We start from the raw sequence: 18,581 nt of genomic DNA on the forward strand, positions 1-18,581 counted from the left end.
TATTACTATTATAAAATGAAATGACCCCCAATGCACTCATTTTGATGAGGGTTTCCAATAAAAAATGGGGTGAGCTTCATTCGCCACCCCATTGCTGGATTAACCTTCGTTGTTTTCCCCATTTTCACCGCCTTCTTCAGGCATCTCTTCATCAGCTGGCTCTTGTTCCTCTTCAGCAGGTTCTTGTTCTTCTGTTGGCTCTTGCTCTTCTTCACCACCACCAGCACATCCAAACAACAAACCTAGAGAAAGAATCGCTGACATACAAGCAAATAAGTATTTTTTCCAGTTCATGTTCACCCCTCCTTTCATCTAGCATTTCCTATAGGCTTTCCTTCATTTTAGGAACTATGCATCTACAAATTGATTTCACCTTTCAGGAATTAATGTTAATCTTTTATCAAGTGAGGTTTACATATTGAAGGGGGCTTTTCATTGAGTTCGAAGACCATACATCGATCCGTGTGTCCATTGGACTGTCCGGATACATGCAGCTTGCATGTCGAAACAGAAAACGGCAAAATCACGAATGTGACTGGCAACCCGGATCACCCTGTAACAAAAGGTCTGATATGTCATAAGGTTCGTAAAATGCCTGAAAGAGTCAATGACCCTGAACGGATCCTATATCCACTAAAGAGAGAGGGTTCAAAAGGGAATTTTTCTTTCAAACGAATTACTTGGGAAGAGGCATATAGGGAGATTACTCAACGCTTTCATCACATCATTTCTCAATATGGAGCAGATGCTATATTACCATATAGCTTCTTTGGAAATATGGGGATTGTGAACAGTGAAGGAATGGACAGACGTTTCTTCAATCGGCTTGGATCCCGAAAGCTCGCCAGAACCATTTGTAATGCAGCGGGTGCTGAAGGATATATCCAGACGATGGGAAAATCTGCGGGAATCGACCCGGAAGATACCATACATTCGAAGTTGATCGTCATCTGGGGCTGTAATTTGATCAGTACGAACTTGCATCAAGTCGTCTATGCCAACATGGCGAGAAAAAACGGCGCAAAGATCGTCGTCATCGATGTCCATCGCAATCGCACAGCAAAATGGGCGGATCAGTTTTATCAAATCAGGCCTGGAACAGATGATGTTCTAGCTTATGGCATCATGCACGTGTTGATTGAGAATGGTTGGACCGATTCTTCCTTCATCGACCGTTATACGGAAGGGTTCGATGGATTGCAACAAAGAGTGAAGGAATATACGCCTGAAGTCGTCTCTCATAAGACGGGGCTCTCAATAGATGAAATTTTTGAATTAAGTAAAATGTACGGGACCATCTCTCCTACCTTCATCCGGATCGGAAATGGTTTGCAGCATCATGTGAATGGAGCAGCAGTCACTCAAGCGATTTCCAGTCTCCCTGCACTCACCGGTCAATGGGGAAAGCTGGGTGGTGGTGCTCTTAAAGGAAATGCAGGGTACGCGGAATGGAATACTGAAAAACTTCAGCGCCCGGACCTCCACCAGAATACTGAAGCTACAACTACGAACATGAATCAGTTAGGAAGAGCACTTGTCGATGATCAAAACCCGATCAAAGCACTATTCGTTTATAACTGTAATCCGGCTCAGGTCGCGCCTAATCAGAACCTAGTCCGTAAAGGAATGCTTCGGGAGGACTTATTCACCGTCGTCCATGACTTGTTCCTGACAGATAGCTGTCGTTTTGCGGATCTCGTATTGCCAGCGACCAGTCACTTTGAAAACATGGACATTTACAAATCCTACTGGCATCTATACGTCCAATTGAATGAACCTACAATCGAACCTATGGGCGAATGTAAGTCCAACTTCACCCTTTTCAAAGAGTTGGCCGCACATATGGGCTTTGACGATGCCTGCTTTCAAGATACCGAAGAGGATATGATCAGAGATGCGTTGGCTAACCCCGATAGTCCCTATTTGAATGGATTGACCTACGAAACGTTGCGAGAACAAGGCTGGGCGAAACTGAAATATGATAAAAGTACATCAGTACCTGAAAAAATCCATACTCCATCAAGTAAAATCAGATTAGATAACCGTTTTCCCCGTGAAAGTAGTCAAACACAAGTTGCTGAGCAGTACCCGCTTCAGTTGATTTCAGGACCGAACCATCAGTTCATCAATTCGACTTTCAGCAACCAAAAGTCTCTGCAAGCTCTTGAAAAACCGGTCGTCTATATCCATCCTGAAGATGCACGCATACGTAATATCGAATCCGGGACGATGGTAGAAATCTTCAATGATCTCGGTCATGTACGGATGAGAGCAGAAGTGACGGAGGATGTGAAGGAAAGTCTGATTGTCACGCAAGGGTTGTGGTGGGATGATGAGGATAACGAGCGGTTTTCCATTAATCATTTAACCCCTGACACTCTATCCGATGCCGGTGGTGGTGCAACTTTCTTCAATTGTTTTGTGGATGTGAAAATTTACCACAATTTACCTGAATAAAATACAGAAGGGGTAAAATACTGAGTTCAAGAGGGAAAAATTTCCCTTTTAAACGTCCAATTGAAGGAGGCAATCTTTATGGCACAAGAAAGCAACCAATTAGTGGTTCCTCGTGCACAAGCCGCAATCGATCAAATGAAAGCTGAGATATGTTCAGAATTTGGCGTCCAACTTGGTCCTGAAACAACCTCTCGCGCAAACGGATCTGTTGGTGGAGAGATTACAAAGCGACTTGTACAGATGGCTCAACAGCAATTAGGCGGGGGAAGATAACTCAACACCCGGGATAAAAGAGGTTGACCAACTTACGTTTGGCCAATCTCTTTTCTATTTTTCCAGTATGTACGGAGGTGGCTTTACTTTGAAAGCCGAAAAGCGAGAATACAATGAAATGAGCCGGGCCATCGATCGAGTGTCAGAAGGTCTTGACTCCATTATAGAGATGTATAATGAAATTGAAGAAGATAAGCCGATCATCAAGCTCGATGATCAAGTCCTTTCCGATCTTGAAGAAGCGAAAGAAAAATTTGGTGATGATTTTATTGATAAAAAGCTGAACAATCTGATCAAGGAAGCCTTGTCCTGGCTCGATGCACCAGCAGATGAAGAGTAGCTCTTGTCATTTTGTGAAGCAAATTACCCAGGAAATAGGTCGTTATTCTGTCGGATCATGGAAAAATGCGGAGAATTCAGTCCTAATTCCACATAAAAAGGCTGCCTCAAAAATTTGAGACAGCCTTTACACATTTTTACCGTTGCTTTGGACTTTTTCAATATGCAGTTCATTCATTCGTCGTTTCTTTCGTTTCCATATAGAAGCCGCATTCAGGACATGTTTTCTTTGGTTCCAGTTCAATCGAATATTCGATCCACTCACATTCTTCACATATGTATTCAAACATGCCCTAGCCTCCCTGCATCAATCCTAATTATTTCCATTATAACGTAAGGTGTATGAAATTGGATCTCTTTTTTCTGGGTTCTTAAAGGTCATTCGCCATCCGTGTAGAATAAAAGGACAACGAGAAAAGTTCTGGGAGGTATTTGTAGATGAAAGACATCACCTATACGATTGAAATACATGCGCCAATTGAAACTGTGTTCCACTGTCTCAATGACAATGAAAAACAGAAAATCTGGATGGAAGGCCTACAAGACACACAATATCCAGATGGTTTAGACCTTGAAGATCCCGTCGGAACGAAATTCATTCAAAAGATCAAAGAAGGTGGACGGGTGATGGAGTACAATGGGGAAGTCATTGCCTATGATGAGCCCAACTTGTGTGCGGTTCAAATTGGGAACAACAGTTTTTCCGTCAAAGCATTCTATGAGTTGACTAAAACGGAAGATGGAACCAGACTGGATTACCGGGCAGAAATGGGTACAGCTAATCTATTGACTAAAGTAATGGGCTTCCTATTCAGTGGAATGACGAAACGAATCCTTCACAAGCAAATGACGAGTCTGAAACGATTGTCGGAGCAAGAAGCGAGCGTGACCGTATGACAAACTGTTGAGCAATTCAACAGTTTTTTTTACACTTAGAGAAGTATCCTTTCTTCAGTATAAGGACAACTTCTTTATGATTTGAAAAATGCATCATGTTGAACGACAAAAGGAGGTCATCGTGAAGACATTTCAGCAGCCACTCAGCACCACGACCACTGAGCGATATTTGAAAATACTGAGGGTACATGAACAGAGCCTGAGTTTGCCTCACTTGAAATCTCTGATCCGTGCTCACCTCCATACGATACCTTATGAAAACTTCAGCAAATTCTATTATGCCCAGACTCTCCAGGAACGAGGTTCATTCATACCTAGTACGGATGAATTCCTATTGCGTCATATGGAGCATGGCTGGGGCGGAACCTGTTATCCATTGAATATTCATTTTTCAAAATTACTGCGGTCGATCGGCTATGATTGCTCTCTTGTAAGAGTCAATGCGGGTCACATTGCCATTCAAGTCCATTTTAATCAGATCAATTACTATGTGGATGTCGGTTACGGATGCCCTCTGTTCAATCCGATTCGTTTACCATCAGAAGGTCTATACAGGTTTCGGAAATTGGGAGAAGAAGTGATTTTCCGTAAACTAGAGAATCAACTTTACTCGATTGACAGACATGCAGACGGGAAATCTTTTGTTAAAAAAGATATCGACTGGCAGCCTCTCACCCTTGTGGATTTCAACCAAGATATCGAAGACTCCCACTGGGATGTAGAAGACAATAAGGTTATGCGCAGATTAAGTGCTACCATCTTTAAACCAAGATATTGCTATTACTTAAACAACGAGACGATCACGCGCAAAAATGAATATACGAAGGAAGTCTCTCACTTCAAGAATCGTTACGACTGGTCGAAGAAAGTGAATCAAGTCTTTGGAATAGAAGCGGACATCGCTTTAGATGCAGCAAACTTTCTAGAGCAGCGTGGGGTTCAGCTATTTTAGAGCATCCAATGACCTATAACCGATTTGAATGCATGATAATAGACTTATTTTTACAAAAGACGAAGGAAAAGTCGTCACCCTCATCGTATATAAGACAAGATTAATCATATTGTGGCATTCATTCGGTTCATATCATTAGGCTTTTTACGAAGGAGAGATTCATATGGATGCAATACCATTCAACATGAATTTCCATATTGACCGGAACTTACGTGAACAGCCAGAAGATCTCGAGGATATGAAGCGCGGAATTCGTTTTTGGCGTGACCAACTCGAGACGACAGAACCGTTATCCTTAAAAGCCCTACTGAACGGTCGTATTGGGGTTTTCTCTAGAATTGTAAAGGACTTGGATGAGAGTGAAAGGCGACTTCATTCTGCGATTGACCAACATGACATCCTGCAAGACCATAAGCAGATTTTCGTGAACCAATTACGTCTTGCTCATACATACCAATGGAAAAAAGAGTTTACGAAAGCGAATCAAATGTTCAATGAACTGATGATGAAATTGCATAAGAACCCTCTGTATCAAGATTACAAGGATTTCCTTTACCAGCACTATGCAAAATGTAAGTTCGATGAAGGAAAGTATGACGCTGCTTATTCCCTTTTCCAAGTTGCGTTGCGAGTTAGGATCGATAAAGGGAATTATCATTTGATTCGCTCCACGGAAGCTTGCATTAAACGATGCAGGGAACTTCGACAAGTTCCCGATGAAGGGAAAATAAAACGCTGACCTGACGGATCATCCATCAGGTCAGCGTTTTTATTTTCAGGCTAAATGTGCTGCCACTTCCTCTTTCTTTCCCGTTTCATCATACTTTCGGCACCGTTCATAGCCTCTATACCGTTTCTCGAGTAATTCTCCGAATTGGAAAAGTGCCTCTTCATTTCCGACACGGCTCATAATCTGCACAGAAATAGGCAAACCTTTTGCACTTTCTCCAACTGGAATCGTCAAAGAAGGCAGTCCCCAAACATTCGCATATGCAATGTACGGCAGAAAACGAAGGAAAGTTTTCTGGATTGAGAACAATTCCTTGTACAAAACACCATGCTCAGGGGCCGGTGAATGATAGACCGGCATGACGATGAGTCTTCGATCCAAATACTTATGAAGACGTTCATCCCCCGATTTCAAAAATTCGCGGATGTAATTCAATCGACGTTTGGAAGGCTGGAATAAACGCATGCCGATCATTGCCCAGGTCAGATAATCATGCACATCTGACTTTGAGATTTTGGAACGAATGAATTCAATATAAGGGCTCAATTGTTTCTCATTGACGAGAAGATGTTTCTTCAGTGCCTTTCCACCATCCAAAGACATGAGCTGCTGCCAAATCAATGTGGATTCGGTGAAAAGTGGCGGTTCATCCACTTGCAAGGAGAAATCATCCTCGAAATCCTCCTTCACAGTCCGAATTAATCGGCCTGTTTCCACACCGAGTGGACAGGAGTAGAATTGCGGAATGACCAGTTCGAAAGAGCTCAGATCTGGTGAGCTGTTGTCACTGGCTTTTCCTAGGATGTTATTCACGAGCCGGGCATCACGGACACTCTTTCCCATTGCTCCGATACCGAGCATCCTCTGTTGTTCTTCATATTCGATATAAGGGTAATTGCCATTTTGGGAGACCTGATCGTTCCCTGATTTGAAACCGATGATCCCATTGAAATGACTTGGGAATCGGATCGATCCACCTATATCTGCACCAAGACCGACTGCAGCTCCTCCTACACTCATCAAGGCCCCTTCACCACCACTCGATCCACCTGAGCTACAGGATGGGTCCCATGGATTATTCGTTGTACCATAGAGCGGATTCACGGTTTCTTGATAGAAACATAGGGATGGTGTGTTGGATTTTCCAAGTATGATGGCACCTTCTGCTTTTAAGCGCTTGACGACTTCCGCATCCTCATGGACGATATGATTCTTCCGGTGTTTCAAGCCTCCTGTCGTCTTCATCCCCTCAACATGAAAACATTCCTTGACGCTGATCGGGACTCCGAACAAACGACCTGTCGCATGGCCTTCTTTCAATTTCCTGTCCGCTTCCTTCGCCTCTTGCCTTGCGATATTGAAACGATCCTCAACTAAACAATTGATGGATGGATTGACGTGTTCAAGGTGTCTGATATATATGTCTGTCGCTTTTTGAGAAGAGATCTTCCCTTCCCTGATCTTTTCTGATAGTTCCGAAGCATCCATATCCAAAATTGACATAGAAACCCCACCTCTTTTCGCCTTATGCGGCGTTTTCTTTTGCAACCCTTTATGGTTATATACGAGAAATTGAGCGAACATTCCTCTAATATCCAAAAAAATCACACATGAAATTTTGAACTTAAAAACGCTGACCTACGATCTGCAGGTCAGCGTATATGCATTCATTCCTTCAATTTTTGTTTATCTTTCGTATAAAAGAAACGGGAGATGACGATTCCGGTTGCTCCGACAATCATAAAGAGTACTGCCCGCACAACGATTGAAACGTTCGGCACATCAATAAAAATCAGCTTACCAAGAGAGAGGAAAATCAACCCGATTCCGATTAAGCGGAGTGCTTGCCGATCCTTCAACACGCCATACGTAATCCCACCAATCGCGTACACGATCCAAGAAAGGGTCATCGCTACATGTTGCGTATTGATAGATTGTTCTTTCGTAAATACATAGCTTAATTGACTGATATACACGAGTATCGCCAACGCTGTTGCTCCAAAAAGCACCTTTCTAACTTCAGTCGGGATAGCCTCTGGTAACCGTTTTCCTTGATAAGTGAGGAACCAAAGCGTCGCAATCAGTAGAACCCAACTCCACATCGGGACGGAATTGAATACTTCGATTTGCAGACCTGCCGTCCGCATCACGCCGATGAGATAGACGAAGGCCCCGCTCCAAACCTGGACTTTGAGCTTACTTTGTAGCCCGAGGTAAATGCCAACGGTACCCTGTATAAGGAAAATGAGTCCGAGCTCGCGGTCGCCGAATACTTCAATGAAATAAAACATGAGTGCAAGCCATGCAATCGGGAATAAGATGATCTTCTTCTCAAGGGTTTTCTCAAAATGAAAATAGACATTCAATACCAAATAAACGATGGCCGCTGATAACAATGTCCAGGCAATCGCATTGTCTTCAAAGCCTTGATACGTAAAGAAGATCACAGCTAAAAAACTGATGAATAGAATGGACTGCTGAACCTTCTCATAAACTGGTCGGGTTACGTACATGCCTAATAACACAAGATGCTGAACGACCATGCCATAAGTCAGTACCGCTAACGAATTCAAATCAGCCGGGAATTTTTCCAGACCCGTAAATAAGCTGTACAACAACAGAACAACCGGAAGTAAAGCCATTGCGACAATATGGAGTTTCCAGTAGTTCTTTTTCAAAGCAAATAAAAGCATGATGATGGAAAAAACCGTCTCATACGAAACGAAAAACAACGTATTACCAGAATCACTGTCCAATAGGAATGGGATGAGGAATCCACCGACCGTTCCGAGGACACCGAGCACTTCGGATTTATGCCTGATTGCAAAATAAATGCCGGCGGCAACCCAGATGAGATTCAACGTGAAAGCAAATGTCGGCCCGATGAATCCATACATCACATGGGCGGCAAATGTCGCGATAACAAGCACGGTCACTGAGCCTCCGAGTAGAACCTGACCAAGAGCCACTCGTTTTTTCCGGATTTGCCATTCCCCTAAAGCAATCAATCCGAACCCTGCGAGATAACCGATGACGGTTTTGACAGATGGATTGAGGACGCCATAATCCGATGCCGCTTTAAATCCCCATATGACTCCTAACAGTAAAACGAAAATAAAAATTCGGGGCAGCCAAACCTGACCGATCAAACGCTCCCAATCCACTGGTTCTTTCGGTTCAGAAGGTTGAACAGGTTGCTTGTGCTCGGGTGTTTCACTAGGTCGGCTGACCACCTCGGGCTTCTTGTCGATTTGAGGTTTGAGGGCGGTCGATGGTTGGGCTGTAAGCTCATCTATCCGCTTTTCTAATTTTTGTACTCGCTCCTCAAGCTCTTCTATTCTCTGATTATCATGATTCTTCATTTCTTACCCCCTTTTCTCCACCATTCTATTTCCACAAATTGTATCTAACCTCCTTTTTCTCATTTTATTTCAATATGGATAGAACTTTCGTTTCGTCATTGCATTCTAAAAAAGAAAACGGTATCATAAGGATTACAAAGTAATGCAAACGCTTGCACTAATTATCGATATAGTACCTATTTTAAAAAGATAGAGAGAATTAAGGAGAGAGACAATGAATAAGCAATGGTGGAAAGAAAGCGTGGTTTATCAAATCTATCCCCGAAGCTTTAAAGATAGTAATGGTGACGGGATTGGAGATATTCAAGGAATCATTTCAGAATTGGATTACTTAAAAGACTTAGGAATTGATGTGATTTGGGTATGCCCGATCTATCAATCTCCAAATGCGGATAATGGTTATGACATCAGTGATTACAAGGATATCATGACCGAGTTCGGATCAATGGAGGATTTCGACCAACTCCTGAAAGAAGTCCATCATCGTGGTATGAAATTGATTATGGACCTAGTCGTGAACCATACGTCGGATGAGCATGCGTGGTTCGTCGAGTCTCGTAAATCAAAGGATAACCCATACCGTGACTACTACATCTGGCGCGAAGGAAAAGATGGTCAGGAGCCGAACAACTGGGAATCGATTTTCGGTGGCTCTGCGTGGGAGTATGACGCAAAAACCGATGAATATTACATGCATCTTTTCGATACGAAGCAACCCGATCTGAACTGGGAAAATGAACAAGTCCGAAATGATGTCTATCATATGATTAATTGGTGGCTTGATAAAGGAATTGATGGGTTCCGTGTCGATGCAATCAGCCACATCAAGAAAGTACCTGGGTTCCCGGACATGCCGAATCCTGAAAATAAAAGGTATGTTCCTTCCTTTGATGGTCACATGAACCGTGAAGGAATCGATGATTTTTTACAAGAATTGAAGCGTGAGACCTTCGACAGATACGATATAATGACCGTAGGTGAAGCGAACGGAGTGAAAATCGAAGACGCAGAACGATGGGTCGGAGAAGAGAACGGCTACTTCGATATGATCTTCCAATTCGAACATATGGGACTGTGGGATAAGGACAACAAGCGGAAATTCGACTTGATCAAGTTCAAGGACATCCTGACCGGATGGCAAAAAGGTCTCGAAAATCGAGGCTGGAATGCGCTTTACCTTGAAAACCACGATCAACCAAGATCGGTTTCCCGCTTCGGGGATGATGATGCGTATCACGCAGTATCTGCAAAAGCCCTGGCAACGTGCTACTTCCTCATGCAAGGAACGCCTTACATTTATCAAGGTCAAGAAATCGGGATGACGAATGTTCAATTCCCTTCTATTGAAGATTATGATGATGTCGGCATGCACAACCTTTACCATGAAGGAATTGCAAACGGGAGCAGTCATGAGGAGATGATGGAGATCCTTTGGGCGACTGGTCGTGATAATTCAAGAACACCGATGCAATGGAATGATTCTCCATATGCTGGTTTTTCCAGTCATGAGCCATGGATTGGTGTGAACCCGAATCACAAGACGTTGAATGTTCAAGCACAATTGAACGATCCAGAATCCATCCTCTCTTATTACAAAGAGCTGATCCGAATCCGTAAGGAAAACGATGTCTTGGTGTATGGAAACTATGATTTGTTGTTCCCTGAACATCCTCAATTATATGTCTATACACGTACTTTCGGTTCGAAAAAAGCATTGGTCATTACGAACTTGACGAATGAACTTGTAGATTTCGACTTTAACGAGATGGAAGGTGCGAATCAACTGAAGCCGCTTCTCTCAAACTATGAATCAAGTGATACTGCTGAAGGTAAAGTGACATTCGAACCCTATGAAGCTAACGTCTATCTCTATCAATAAATGCAAAAGGATGGTCACGCACTTAGATTGCGGACCATCCTTTATTGTTATACTTTGAGTTTTGTATAGACGACTAAACGTTCTTCATGATCTTTGATCGAGCGATCGTAGACTCCCGTACATGTTAATAGGTTGAGATTATTCTCGTTAGACGGACCAAATATTTGTCGCAACGGTGCTTCATTCTTCGGGTAAGCAACGACTTCCTGGACAATGAAAGTCAAGGTTTCTCCCATCTCACCCGTTACAATCACTTCATCACCCGGCTTCAATTCTTTAAGTCGGAAGAAGACAGCTGGGCCAGTGTAGTCATCAACGTGACCTGCCAGTATTGCATTACCTGGATTCCCGGGCATGGATCCTGGCTCGAACCATCCAACCTCTTCCCCGTTATCCGGAACCGTCATCTCTCCACTCTCGTTCAATCCTTGAGCAGCAATCGGTGCATCCACCTCAATCGCAGGAATTTCTATCTTAGTAGGGACAAGCCCTTTTTGGATGAGAGCATCCTGCTTCATTTGAGAGGAAGTCTGCTTTTTGTCTTCCGTAATGGAATGAACTTTTGGCTCAAGAATCGTTTCTTGTTTTGCCGATTGAACGGTTACCGGTTGATCTTCTTGACCGAATGCGAAGTTCGCGACTGCTAGGATGAATACGATGATGCTTGCGACAAACCATTTGTTCATCATCATGACCTTACTGATTCAAAGCTCTGCGACGGAAGAATACGATTCCACCAATTCCAGCTAGAGCAGCAGCAGCGACAAATGGTAGCATGATGTTCATTGCGTCATTAGAAGCTCCACCCATACCTGTTTGAGGCATGCTATCTGGCATCATTGTAGAATCTTTCAGTAGAAGAACATCCAGGTTGTCAGCAGTACCTACAGCGAAGGCACTGTATACTGTATTCTTATCTAATGTTGTACCGGAAAGATCCAATACTTGAGTTCCATCTTTCGTACGGACTTCAAGGTCATATGTGCCAGCGTCTAATTCCATGTAATCTGTTACCATCGGGAATTCAGCACCGCTGAAGATTGCGTCTCCACCGATCATACCAACATCAACTGTCGGTGCATCCGGTGACAGGTGACCAACACGTACCTTTGTCTTACCTTCTGTTACATCCATTGAGTCTTGAACAACTTTGAGTTCAAGGTTTTCCAACATGTTGACTGCAGCGACTGTGTATGCCATTCCCTCTTCAACTGTCAGTGTTTGGGAGATGACTGGGTCTTGATCACCTTTCGTACCAGATGCGTAAATTTCCACTTCGTGATCTCCAGCAGGCAGGTTCATGTAATCTGTAGAAGCTTTGAATTCCGCACCTTCAACGACAGCATTTCCATCGACATAAACATCTACAGCAGGTGCATCAGGTGATGCATGTAATACTCGGACCATCGCATCATGGTTGTCTGCAAAAACGGTGCCCCCCATTACGCCGAAAACAAGTACTGCTGTTAACATCATGCTCCAAAATTTCTTCACTACTAACCACTCCTAATCCTTTTGTATTATTTTTTAAGACATTGGTTATATACCTGAAAAATTTAGAATTCAAACATTTAGAATTCTAATTTCTCGAATTCAAAATATTTTTTTGTAGAATTGAACGTTATGTAGAAGGGATTTGGGATAAGAATTTTTGTAGAAAAAATTTTTTCCTTGTTAGTTTATTGGGTATTTTAGCGAAGGGAGAAGTTTGTGTGGCATTGTGTAGTGTGAAAGCAGTGTTCGCGGTCTCTTGGGGGCTTATTCATTACCTTCAATCCGAATTTCAGCTTTGATAAGGATGATTAGCCTCTATTCATCACCATCATTCCAGATTTCAGCTCTAATAGGGATGATTAGCCTCTATTCATTACCAACTTTCCAGATTTCAGCTCTAATAGGGATGATTAGCCTCTATTCATTACCAACTTTCCAGAATTGAGCTTTGATAGGGATGATTAGCCTCTATTCATCACCATCATTCCAGATTTCAGCTCTGATAGGGATGATTAGCCTCTCCAACAAAAAAAGCAGTCCTGTTTGTTCCCAAACAGAACTGCTCACTAGCTTCAATCCGTCACTGATTACTGCTTTCGAAAAGATGGAACTTCATGCCGTATGGATCGGCCATCATCACGCTCTTCTCACTGTATTCCTTCGTGATTTCACAACCTTTTTCCAGCAACTGTGCCTTCATCTCATCAAATTCATCCGTTGCGAATTCGAAAAAGACCTGGTTGCCATCTGAGCGCTCCATGAAAAAGTTCATCCCATTGAAAGAGAGCCTTGTCTCGTCACCGAGATCTTTCTCAACCTTCATACCGATTGTCTCTTCATAGAACTGCACAGCTTTTTCATAATCATTCACTTGAATGGCAATGTTGTTCGTCAACTGCAATGAGGTCTCACGGTTGATTTTCCGTCTCGGCTTAAAATCAGCAGGGCCCCCTGGCAAAAGATCGAACAAATGCCATACGGAACAAAAATCGTCTCCAGGACCTAGTGGGGTGTGCGCATAGTGATAGATTTTACCGGCAGCGTCTTTCCGGAATGTCGATACCCCGGGATGATTATAGCCGTCCTTCGCATAGCCCATATCTTCCTTGAATGTGGTCCCTTTCGTAGAGACCATCGGGAACTTCCATCCCCTTTCGGCCGCGACATCCTCTTGCACACCAGGCTCGTCCGGTGTGCTCACCACAAAGGCAGCTCTCTCAATGAGATGATGATAAACCCCATTGAAACCATCCGCCCACAACGTACAGTAGTTGCAGCCGACTCCCATATTATGAATGACAATCAATTCATTCTTATCATCAAACAACTCGGACAGCGTCACTTCCTCTTCATCACGGTTGCGAAAACGATAATTTTCAACTTCCTGTTCAGGGACTTCCTTCCGTAATTCTGCGAGTTGTTTTTTCTTTTTCAGAATTTCTTCACCTAATTGGTTGATTTCATCAATAATCGATTGGACATGCATTCGATACAGACCTCCTCAGATTTTTTAAAGATCTGTATTATGCATTCTTGATTGCTCGGAAGAATCCTTTAGGTTTCTTTGTCGATTTCGGGCCAACTGTTGTTTTTCCCGTTCTCCACTCCCCAGCGAATCATCCGTTCTCTTTGCACTTTGGCCAAATCAATGAACGGCATTGACACCGAAACGATGTTGACGAACCTCTCCTTGTATTGAGGACTTTCACTCAGCATGCGGTAACCACCTAAATTCCCATCATCTAAAGCCCATACTACTCTCTTGATATTGGATAAATAGATTGCGCCTGTGCACATGACACATGGTTCCACCGTCGTATAAAGTGTATATTGGCGGTCCTGTCCGTTCTTAATCAATGCATCACCTGCGTTGCGGATTGCATCCACTTCGGCGTGAGCGGTTGAATCGTGCTTCGTATGCACACGATTCCGTCCAGTCACATATGAATTTCCATCTGGACCAACCAGAACTGCCCCGATCGGAATGCTTCCTTCACTTTCGGCTCGTTCTGCTTCGTCCATAGCCATCTCGAGAAAATATCGGTCCTGTTCTTGTATCGTCATACGATCCCTCTTTACTACGAAATTTTTTCATCTCTAATTTGTCTGAAGTCTTCCTCTTTTATCCTATCAGGTGATTCCGTAGAATTCTCTGTCTGACGAGTACGTTCCACTTGGATATTAGCCGCTCTTTTCATCCCTTCCAACATGAGGGTGAAAGCGAGAATCGTCAAAGCGAAAGCGAGGGCTGGGAAATAGATCTGCCAAGGATACATGAGAAATTCCTTACGGGCAATCGCTATCAGTCCACCCCACTCGTTGGACATGGAGGTGATCGTCTGGATGACTTCAGGCTCCTTCCCCTCCATCACCTCATTCATATAGGTCGGCTCTTTAATCGTCGATTTGAATTCAGGACCCCCGATATACAATCCCAACACACCTAGATGGGCAAACAACAACAAGACTTGAATCATCTGCTGATTGAAAATGATGAATAACTTCGGACCCAGATATGGTCCAACGTGCCTATTCATAACATGCAGATGACTTCCGCCAAGAATCTTTGCATTACGGATGAACTCGTATTGGAGAATCTGGTCGGTCTCATTCATGATCAATAGTGATAAGGTCGGAACTGCGAGCAAGGTCAGTACTGCTATTGAAAAAATGATTTCTGTTTCGGCACTGAAGCTCCAACTGAAAATCAACGCCACAGGAGCAACCACGAAGTAGGCAATCAAGGACAACGGAGCAAAATGAAAGGAATTGATCAGTCCTTTTATGATCCGTTCCACCTTCAACAAGACCCTCCGGAAGACGATGCCGAAGAAGGTAGAGAACACCATGCGCAATACGGTAATGAAGAAGGCGATCAAGATGGTATACTTCGCACCTTCCAGAATTTTGTACAGGACCTGGTAGCCGTTTTTGTCCGTCCCTAAGGGATATTCCTTCATCGGCGGAAACGGTGCGGTATACCTCGGCAGACCTTCCTCATCGTATAGGATGGTCGTTCTGTCAGGTAAGTTGTCTTTCATCACCAAATCAAAATAAAAGCTTCCTCCCAGTAATCCGACAATGAACAAGAATCCAATCAGAAACAATGGATTCATGAAGATACGTTTGATCATCATACAAACACCTCATTCTGATTGAGAGAATATTTGGAGACGATCAGGCCGCCAATTACAAATATAAAGAAAAACGGAAAAAAGAGCATGAACATACCGATGATGAAAACTTCAGGCGTGATGATTCCGTGCTCCCATATGAAAGTTGTGAACCCATTCATATTGAAAAGGATCTCGAGCATCAATAAAGCCGACAATGAGAACCAAAAGAGCGTTTTTGCGTTGTAAAACAAATTCGCAACCGTATTCCTGAAGATGTGGAAGATCAGGATCCTGCTCCACTTCACGCCTTTCGACTTCGCAGTTTCGACATATCTTGCTTCCGCCTCTTCCTCAAAGATATGTAATAGGATCTTCGTCAAAAACACTGTCGGAAGTATGGATAGACAGATAATCGGCAATAAGTACGCATTATCTCCATTAAAGGATAGGATGTCGAACAGCAATACATCCGTTTTCCGATAGATGTAGATGATTAGAAATTGAAAGAACAAGATGAGGAAAACATCCGGAATGATCTGGACACCGTTTATAATCGTGCCAAATACCTTCCTCACCTTGACATTCATGAACCACATGATGCTGTAGGTCAACAACGTCGATACAATCAGAGATAGGCCGAAAGAAGCCCCTAGGATTTTCATCGAATCTTTGTACAGGTCCCACATCATCGGGAAAACGGGTAACTCATAACCATTGTCGTAATACGTCAATTGTTTCAATTGTGATAGTTGCTTTCCAGTTTCCAATAAAGCCTGTTTGTACTGCTCCCAATACAGGCCGATATCATAGGACAAATACAATGCATTTCTAATTTTCCCGGTATCGATCGCTTTTTGGATGACAACAAGTGATTCCATGTCGAACAGTAGATACGGTAATTTCCCAAGCAAAAGGATGCCAATTACGGTAAGAAAAAATTCTAGTACAAGTATTCCGAACGTACGCACAATACACCCCCCCCTAATAAACAATAACCTCCTATTAGAAGGACGACATAAAATGGAAATGGTTGTAAGAGAGCTCCTCATTAAAAAGATCAGAGCACAGATGGGCTCTGATTCTTTCACTCTTTATTGGTTGGAAACTTTTTTGAAATCATGCTCCTCAGATAATGTGCTGCTCTGGACAATAGATGGTTTGGGATACTTCTTCCGCTTTCTCTTCGGAAGTAACGACCGTTTAACCCCTTCCAACATGAGCATGTATGCGAGAATCGTCAATCCAAAAGCGATACCTGGATAAAGGAGCTGCCACGTATTCAGAAGCATTCCAGACTTTGTGGCACCTGCAACTAATCCACCCCATTCACTGGATAAAGAAGTAATTTGAGTGACAATCGACTTTTCTGCCATCTCATTACCTGCCATCGGTTCCGTTTCGACATTTTCGAAATCAGTCCCCCCTATGAACATCCCGAGCACACCTAAGTGAGCGAAAATAAGCAAGACCTGTATCATCTGTTGATTGAACATGATGAAGAGCCTAGGGACCAAATATGGTCTAACATGTTTGCTTAACACATGAAAATAGCTACCGCCTAAAATCCTTGAATTATCAATAAATTCTTCCTTCATAATTTGGTCTGTTTCACTGGAAATCAATAATGTGAGCGTCGGAACAGCAAGCAACGTCAATACCGATATTGAGAAGATCAATTGGACCTTTGATTCAAAACTCCAGCTGAACACGACCAAAACAGGTGACAACAAGAAATAAGCAATCAATGATAGAGGAACAAAACTGAACGAATTCGTTAGACCCTTGATGACAATTTGAATTTTCAGGAGAAACCTCCGTAAAGTCAATCCGAAAAATAAAGATAAGATCATTCTCAAACTTGTGATAACAAAAGCTAAACCGATCGTGTATTTCGCTCCTTCTAGTATCTTGTAGTGTAAGGGAAATCCGGTTTTATCCGTCCCCATCGGAAATCGCTCTGAAGGAGGGTATGGAGCAGCTTGTAATCTTCCATCCCCATTTGCATCCATGTAAGCCTGTGGTTCTGGTACCGTCTCTTTAATATGTAAATCGTAATAGACACTCAAACTAAAAAGCGCAACCAACAAGATGAATGGGAAAATGAAAAAAGGACTCTTCCATAACCGGACAATCATCCGAACACCCCCTCCTGATCATTTGCAATTCTAGAAATCAACAATCCGCTAAGAACAAAGATGATAAAGAATGGGATGAAGATCATAAGGATCCCAATCGTAAAGATATGAGGATTGATTGTACCAGCCCTCCATAAGAATTGGATGAACCCATCCATACTGAACAGTATTTCAAGCATCAACAAATTAGATAACATGAACCAGAACAGGACTTTATAATTGTGGAAGAAGCTCACTAGGGTGTTTCTCAATACATGTAATACCAATATTGAGCTCCGCTTCACACCTTTCGCCAGCGCAGTTTCCACATACCTTTTTTCCAGCTCATCTTCATATTTCAAGGACATTGTTTTGATCAAGAATACAGAAGGTAATATTGATAGACAGATGATTGGGAGGGCGTATGCTTCGTCACCAAATGAAGAGTGAACATTGAAAATCAACACTCCGGTCTTTTTAAATAAAAAAATGAAAGCAACTTGTAAACCGATGATCAGCAGAACATCCGGTATCGCTTGAAACAAAGATGCAGTTCCTTGACCAATCTTGCGAACCGTTTGATTTGGAGAAAGCATGATTAGATAGGTTACTAATCCGGCAATGCAAATGGAAAGGACGATTGCTGCACTGAAAATTTGCATAGAGTAAAGGAAATACTCCCACATTGTCGGAAAGACAGGATAAAATTTACCGAGGTAATAATAGTCCAATGAAGTAAGATGAGAAAGCTCATAGCCTGTCCGCATCACTTCTGACATGTAACGAGACCAGTTCCATTCGAACCCATAACCTAGATACGACGCATCATTCAGCGTTCCATTATCCAGCAATTTCTGAACCCCTGTGAATCCCTTCATGTCAAAGAACAAGAAGGGCAACTTACCTAAGAGAACGATTCCGACAATGGTAAGGATAAATTCAACACTTAGAACTCCAAACTTTTTCAT

18 protein-coding genes are annotated in these 18,581 nt (G+C 42.8%); 7 read left to right on the top strand and 11 right to left on the bottom strand.

Features of this window, described 5'->3' with window-relative positions:
- Nucleotides 1-99 precede the first annotated feature (99 nt).
- Nucleotides 100-294, bottom strand: coding sequence for a hypothetical protein (locus ACXQIQ_RS06550; RefSeq protein WP_439299568.1), 195 nt, complete (start codon nucleotides 292-294; stop codon nucleotides 100-102).
- Nucleotides 295-435: 141 nt separating this feature from the next.
- Here ACXQIQ_RS06550 and ACXQIQ_RS06555 point away from each other — a divergent pair, with 141 nt between their 5' ends.
- The 6 genes from ACXQIQ_RS06555 to ACXQIQ_RS06580 all read left to right on the top strand — a co-directional run bounded on the left by ACXQIQ_RS06555 (nucleotide 436) and on the right by ACXQIQ_RS06580 (nucleotide 5,657).
- On the top strand, nucleotides 436-2,457 hold the full coding sequence (locus ACXQIQ_RS06555; protein ID WP_439299567.1) for a molybdopterin-containing oxidoreductase family protein: 2,022 nt from the start codon (nucleotides 436-438) through the stop codon (nucleotides 2,455-2,457).
- A gap of 78 nt (nucleotides 2,458-2,535) precedes the next feature.
- Nucleotides 2,536-2,730, top strand: coding sequence for a small, acid-soluble spore protein, alpha/beta type (locus tag ACXQIQ_RS06560; RefSeq protein ID WP_226547824.1), 195 nt, complete (start codon nucleotides 2,536-2,538; stop codon nucleotides 2,728-2,730).
- 88 nt (nucleotides 2,731-2,818) lie between these two features.
- Nucleotides 2,819-3,070 (top strand): atypical membrane-integrating protein (Mistic protein), encoded by a 252-nt coding sequence (locus ACXQIQ_RS06565; protein ID WP_439299566.1) that lies wholly within the window; start codon nucleotides 2,819-2,821, stop codon nucleotides 3,068-3,070.
- A 437-nt stretch (nucleotides 3,071-3,507) separates the two neighbouring features.
- A complete protein-coding gene (locus ACXQIQ_RS06570; RefSeq protein WP_439299565.1) occupies nucleotides 3,508-3,966 on the top strand; it encodes an SRPBCC family protein in 459 nt (152 codons plus the stop codon).
- A 121-nt stretch (nucleotides 3,967-4,087) separates the two neighbouring features.
- On the top strand, nucleotides 4,088-4,918 hold the full coding sequence (locus ACXQIQ_RS06575; protein WP_439299564.1) for an arylamine N-acetyltransferase: 831 nt from the start codon (nucleotides 4,088-4,090) through the stop codon (nucleotides 4,916-4,918).
- A gap of 163 nt (nucleotides 4,919-5,081) precedes the next feature.
- Nucleotides 5,082-5,657, top strand: coding sequence for a hypothetical protein (locus tag ACXQIQ_RS06580; RefSeq protein WP_439299563.1), 576 nt, complete (start codon nucleotides 5,082-5,084; stop codon nucleotides 5,655-5,657).
- Nucleotides 5,658-5,693: 36 nt separating this feature from the next.
- On the opposite strand, the gene ACXQIQ_RS06585 is transcribed toward ACXQIQ_RS06580, so the two are convergent.
- Together ACXQIQ_RS06585 and ACXQIQ_RS06590 are read right to left on the bottom strand one after the other, a co-directional pair.
- On the bottom strand, nucleotides 5,694-7,151 hold the full coding sequence (locus ACXQIQ_RS06585) for an amidase (protein WP_439299562.1): 1,458 nt from the start codon (nucleotides 7,149-7,151) through the stop codon (nucleotides 5,694-5,696).
- A gap of 164 nt (nucleotides 7,152-7,315) precedes the next feature.
- The gene (locus ACXQIQ_RS06590) at nucleotides 7,316-9,010 is read right to left on the bottom strand and encodes a DUF2339 domain-containing protein (RefSeq protein WP_439299561.1); all 1,695 of its coding nucleotides are present in this window, start codon (nucleotides 9,008-9,010) and stop codon (nucleotides 7,316-7,318) included.
- A 214-nt stretch (nucleotides 9,011-9,224) separates the two neighbouring features.
- Here ACXQIQ_RS06590 and ACXQIQ_RS06595 point away from each other — a divergent pair, with 214 nt between their 5' ends.
- Nucleotides 9,225-10,889 (top strand): alpha-glucosidase, encoded by a 1,665-nt coding sequence (locus tag ACXQIQ_RS06595; RefSeq protein WP_439299560.1) that lies wholly within the window; start codon nucleotides 9,225-9,227, stop codon nucleotides 10,887-10,889.
- 47 nt (nucleotides 10,890-10,936) lie between these two features.
- Here ACXQIQ_RS06595 and ACXQIQ_RS06600 read toward each other — a convergent pair whose 3' ends face one another.
- The 8 genes from ACXQIQ_RS06600 to ACXQIQ_RS06635 all read right to left on the bottom strand — a co-directional run bounded on the left by ACXQIQ_RS06600 (nucleotide 10,937) and on the right by ACXQIQ_RS06635 (nucleotide 18,581).
- On the bottom strand, nucleotides 10,937-11,581 hold the full coding sequence (locus ACXQIQ_RS06600; RefSeq protein WP_458025968.1) for a class F sortase: 645 nt from the start codon (nucleotides 11,579-11,581) through the stop codon (nucleotides 10,937-10,939).
- A gap of 4 nt (nucleotides 11,582-11,585) precedes the next feature.
- Complete coding sequence (locus ACXQIQ_RS06605; protein WP_439299558.1) at nucleotides 11,586-12,383, bottom strand: DUF4397 domain-containing protein; 798 nt, start codon at nucleotides 12,381-12,383, stop codon at nucleotides 11,586-11,588.
- 580 nt (nucleotides 12,384-12,963) lie between these two features.
- A complete protein-coding gene (locus ACXQIQ_RS06610; protein WP_439299557.1) occupies nucleotides 12,964-13,869 on the bottom strand; it encodes a DUF899 family protein in 906 nt (301 codons plus the stop codon).
- A 68-nt stretch (nucleotides 13,870-13,937) separates the two neighbouring features.
- Entirely contained in the window at nucleotides 13,938-14,447 is a 510-nt protein-coding gene (locus ACXQIQ_RS06615; RefSeq protein ID WP_439299556.1) for a nucleoside deaminase, read from the bottom strand.
- 14 nt (nucleotides 14,448-14,461) lie between these two features.
- A complete protein-coding gene (locus ACXQIQ_RS06620) occupies nucleotides 14,462-15,520 on the bottom strand; it encodes an ABC transporter permease (RefSeq protein ID WP_439299555.1) in 1,059 nt (352 codons plus the stop codon).
- On the bottom strand, nucleotides 15,517-16,467 hold the full coding sequence (locus ACXQIQ_RS06625; protein ID WP_439299554.1) for an ABC transporter permease subunit: 951 nt from the start codon (nucleotides 16,465-16,467) through the stop codon (nucleotides 15,517-15,519). Before ACXQIQ_RS06625 ends, ACXQIQ_RS06620 begins: the two co-directional genes overlap by 4 nt.
- A 123-nt stretch (nucleotides 16,468-16,590) precedes the next feature.
- Nucleotides 16,591-17,634 carry a hypothetical protein gene (locus ACXQIQ_RS06630; protein ID WP_439299553.1) on the bottom strand — a complete coding sequence of 348 codons (1,044 nt, stop codon included), beginning with the start codon at nucleotides 17,632-17,634 and terminating at the stop codon, nucleotides 16,591-16,593.
- Nucleotides 17,631-18,581 (bottom strand): ABC transporter permease subunit, encoded by a 951-nt coding sequence (locus ACXQIQ_RS06635; RefSeq protein WP_439299552.1) that lies wholly within the window; start codon nucleotides 18,579-18,581, stop codon nucleotides 17,631-17,633. The genes ACXQIQ_RS06630 and ACXQIQ_RS06635 overlap by 4 nt, the downstream gene beginning before the upstream one ends.

This window comes from Pseudalkalibacillus sp. Hm43 (assembly GCF_054170705.1).

What these genes read in the sequence shown, in the direction of transcription:
- ACXQIQ_RS06550 (WP_439299568.1), bottom strand. Translation starts at nt 294, where the DNA reads ATGAACTGGAAAAAATACTTATTTGCTTGTATGTCAGCGATTCTTTCT.
- ACXQIQ_RS06560 (WP_226547824.1), top strand. Translation starts at nt 2,536, where the DNA reads ATGGCACAAGAAAGCAACCAATTAGTGGTTCCTCGTGCACAAGCCGCA.
- ACXQIQ_RS06570 (WP_439299565.1), top strand. Translation starts at nt 3,508, where the DNA reads ATGAAAGACATCACCTATACGATTGAAATACATGCGCCAATTGAAACT.
- ACXQIQ_RS06580 (WP_439299563.1), top strand. Translation starts at nt 5,082, where the DNA reads ATGGATGCAATACCATTCAACATGAATTTCCATATTGACCGGAACTTA.
- ACXQIQ_RS06585 (WP_439299562.1), bottom strand. Translation starts at nt 7,151, where the DNA reads ATGTCAATTTTGGATATGGATGCTTCGGAACTATCAGAAAAGATCAGG.
- ACXQIQ_RS06590 (WP_439299561.1), bottom strand. Translation starts at nt 9,010, where the DNA reads ATGAAGAATCATGATAATCAGAGAATAGAAGAGCTTGAGGAGCGAGTA.
- ACXQIQ_RS06595 (WP_439299560.1), top strand. Translation starts at nt 9,225, where the DNA reads ATGAATAAGCAATGGTGGAAAGAAAGCGTGGTTTATCAAATCTATCCC.
- ACXQIQ_RS06600 (WP_458025968.1), bottom strand. Translation starts at nt 11,581, where the DNA reads ATGATGATGAACAAATGGTTTGTCGCAAGCATCATCGTATTCATCCTA.
- ACXQIQ_RS06610 (WP_439299557.1), bottom strand. Translation starts at nt 13,869, where the DNA reads ATGCATGTCCAATCGATTATTGATGAAATCAACCAATTAGGTGAAGAA.
- ACXQIQ_RS06615 (WP_439299556.1), bottom strand. Translation starts at nt 14,447, where the DNA reads ATGACGATACAAGAACAGGACCGATATTTTCTCGAGATGGCTATGGAC.
- ACXQIQ_RS06620 (WP_439299555.1), bottom strand. Translation starts at nt 15,520, where the DNA reads ATGATGATCAAACGTATCTTCATGAATCCATTGTTTCTGATTGGATTC.
- ACXQIQ_RS06630 (WP_439299553.1), bottom strand. Translation starts at nt 17,634, where the DNA reads ATGATTGTCCGGTTATGGAAGAGTCCTTTTTTCATTTTCCCATTCATC.
- ACXQIQ_RS06635 (WP_439299552.1), bottom strand. Translation starts at nt 18,581, where the DNA reads ATGAAAAAGTTTGGAGTTCTAAGTGTTGAATTTATCCTTACCATTGTC.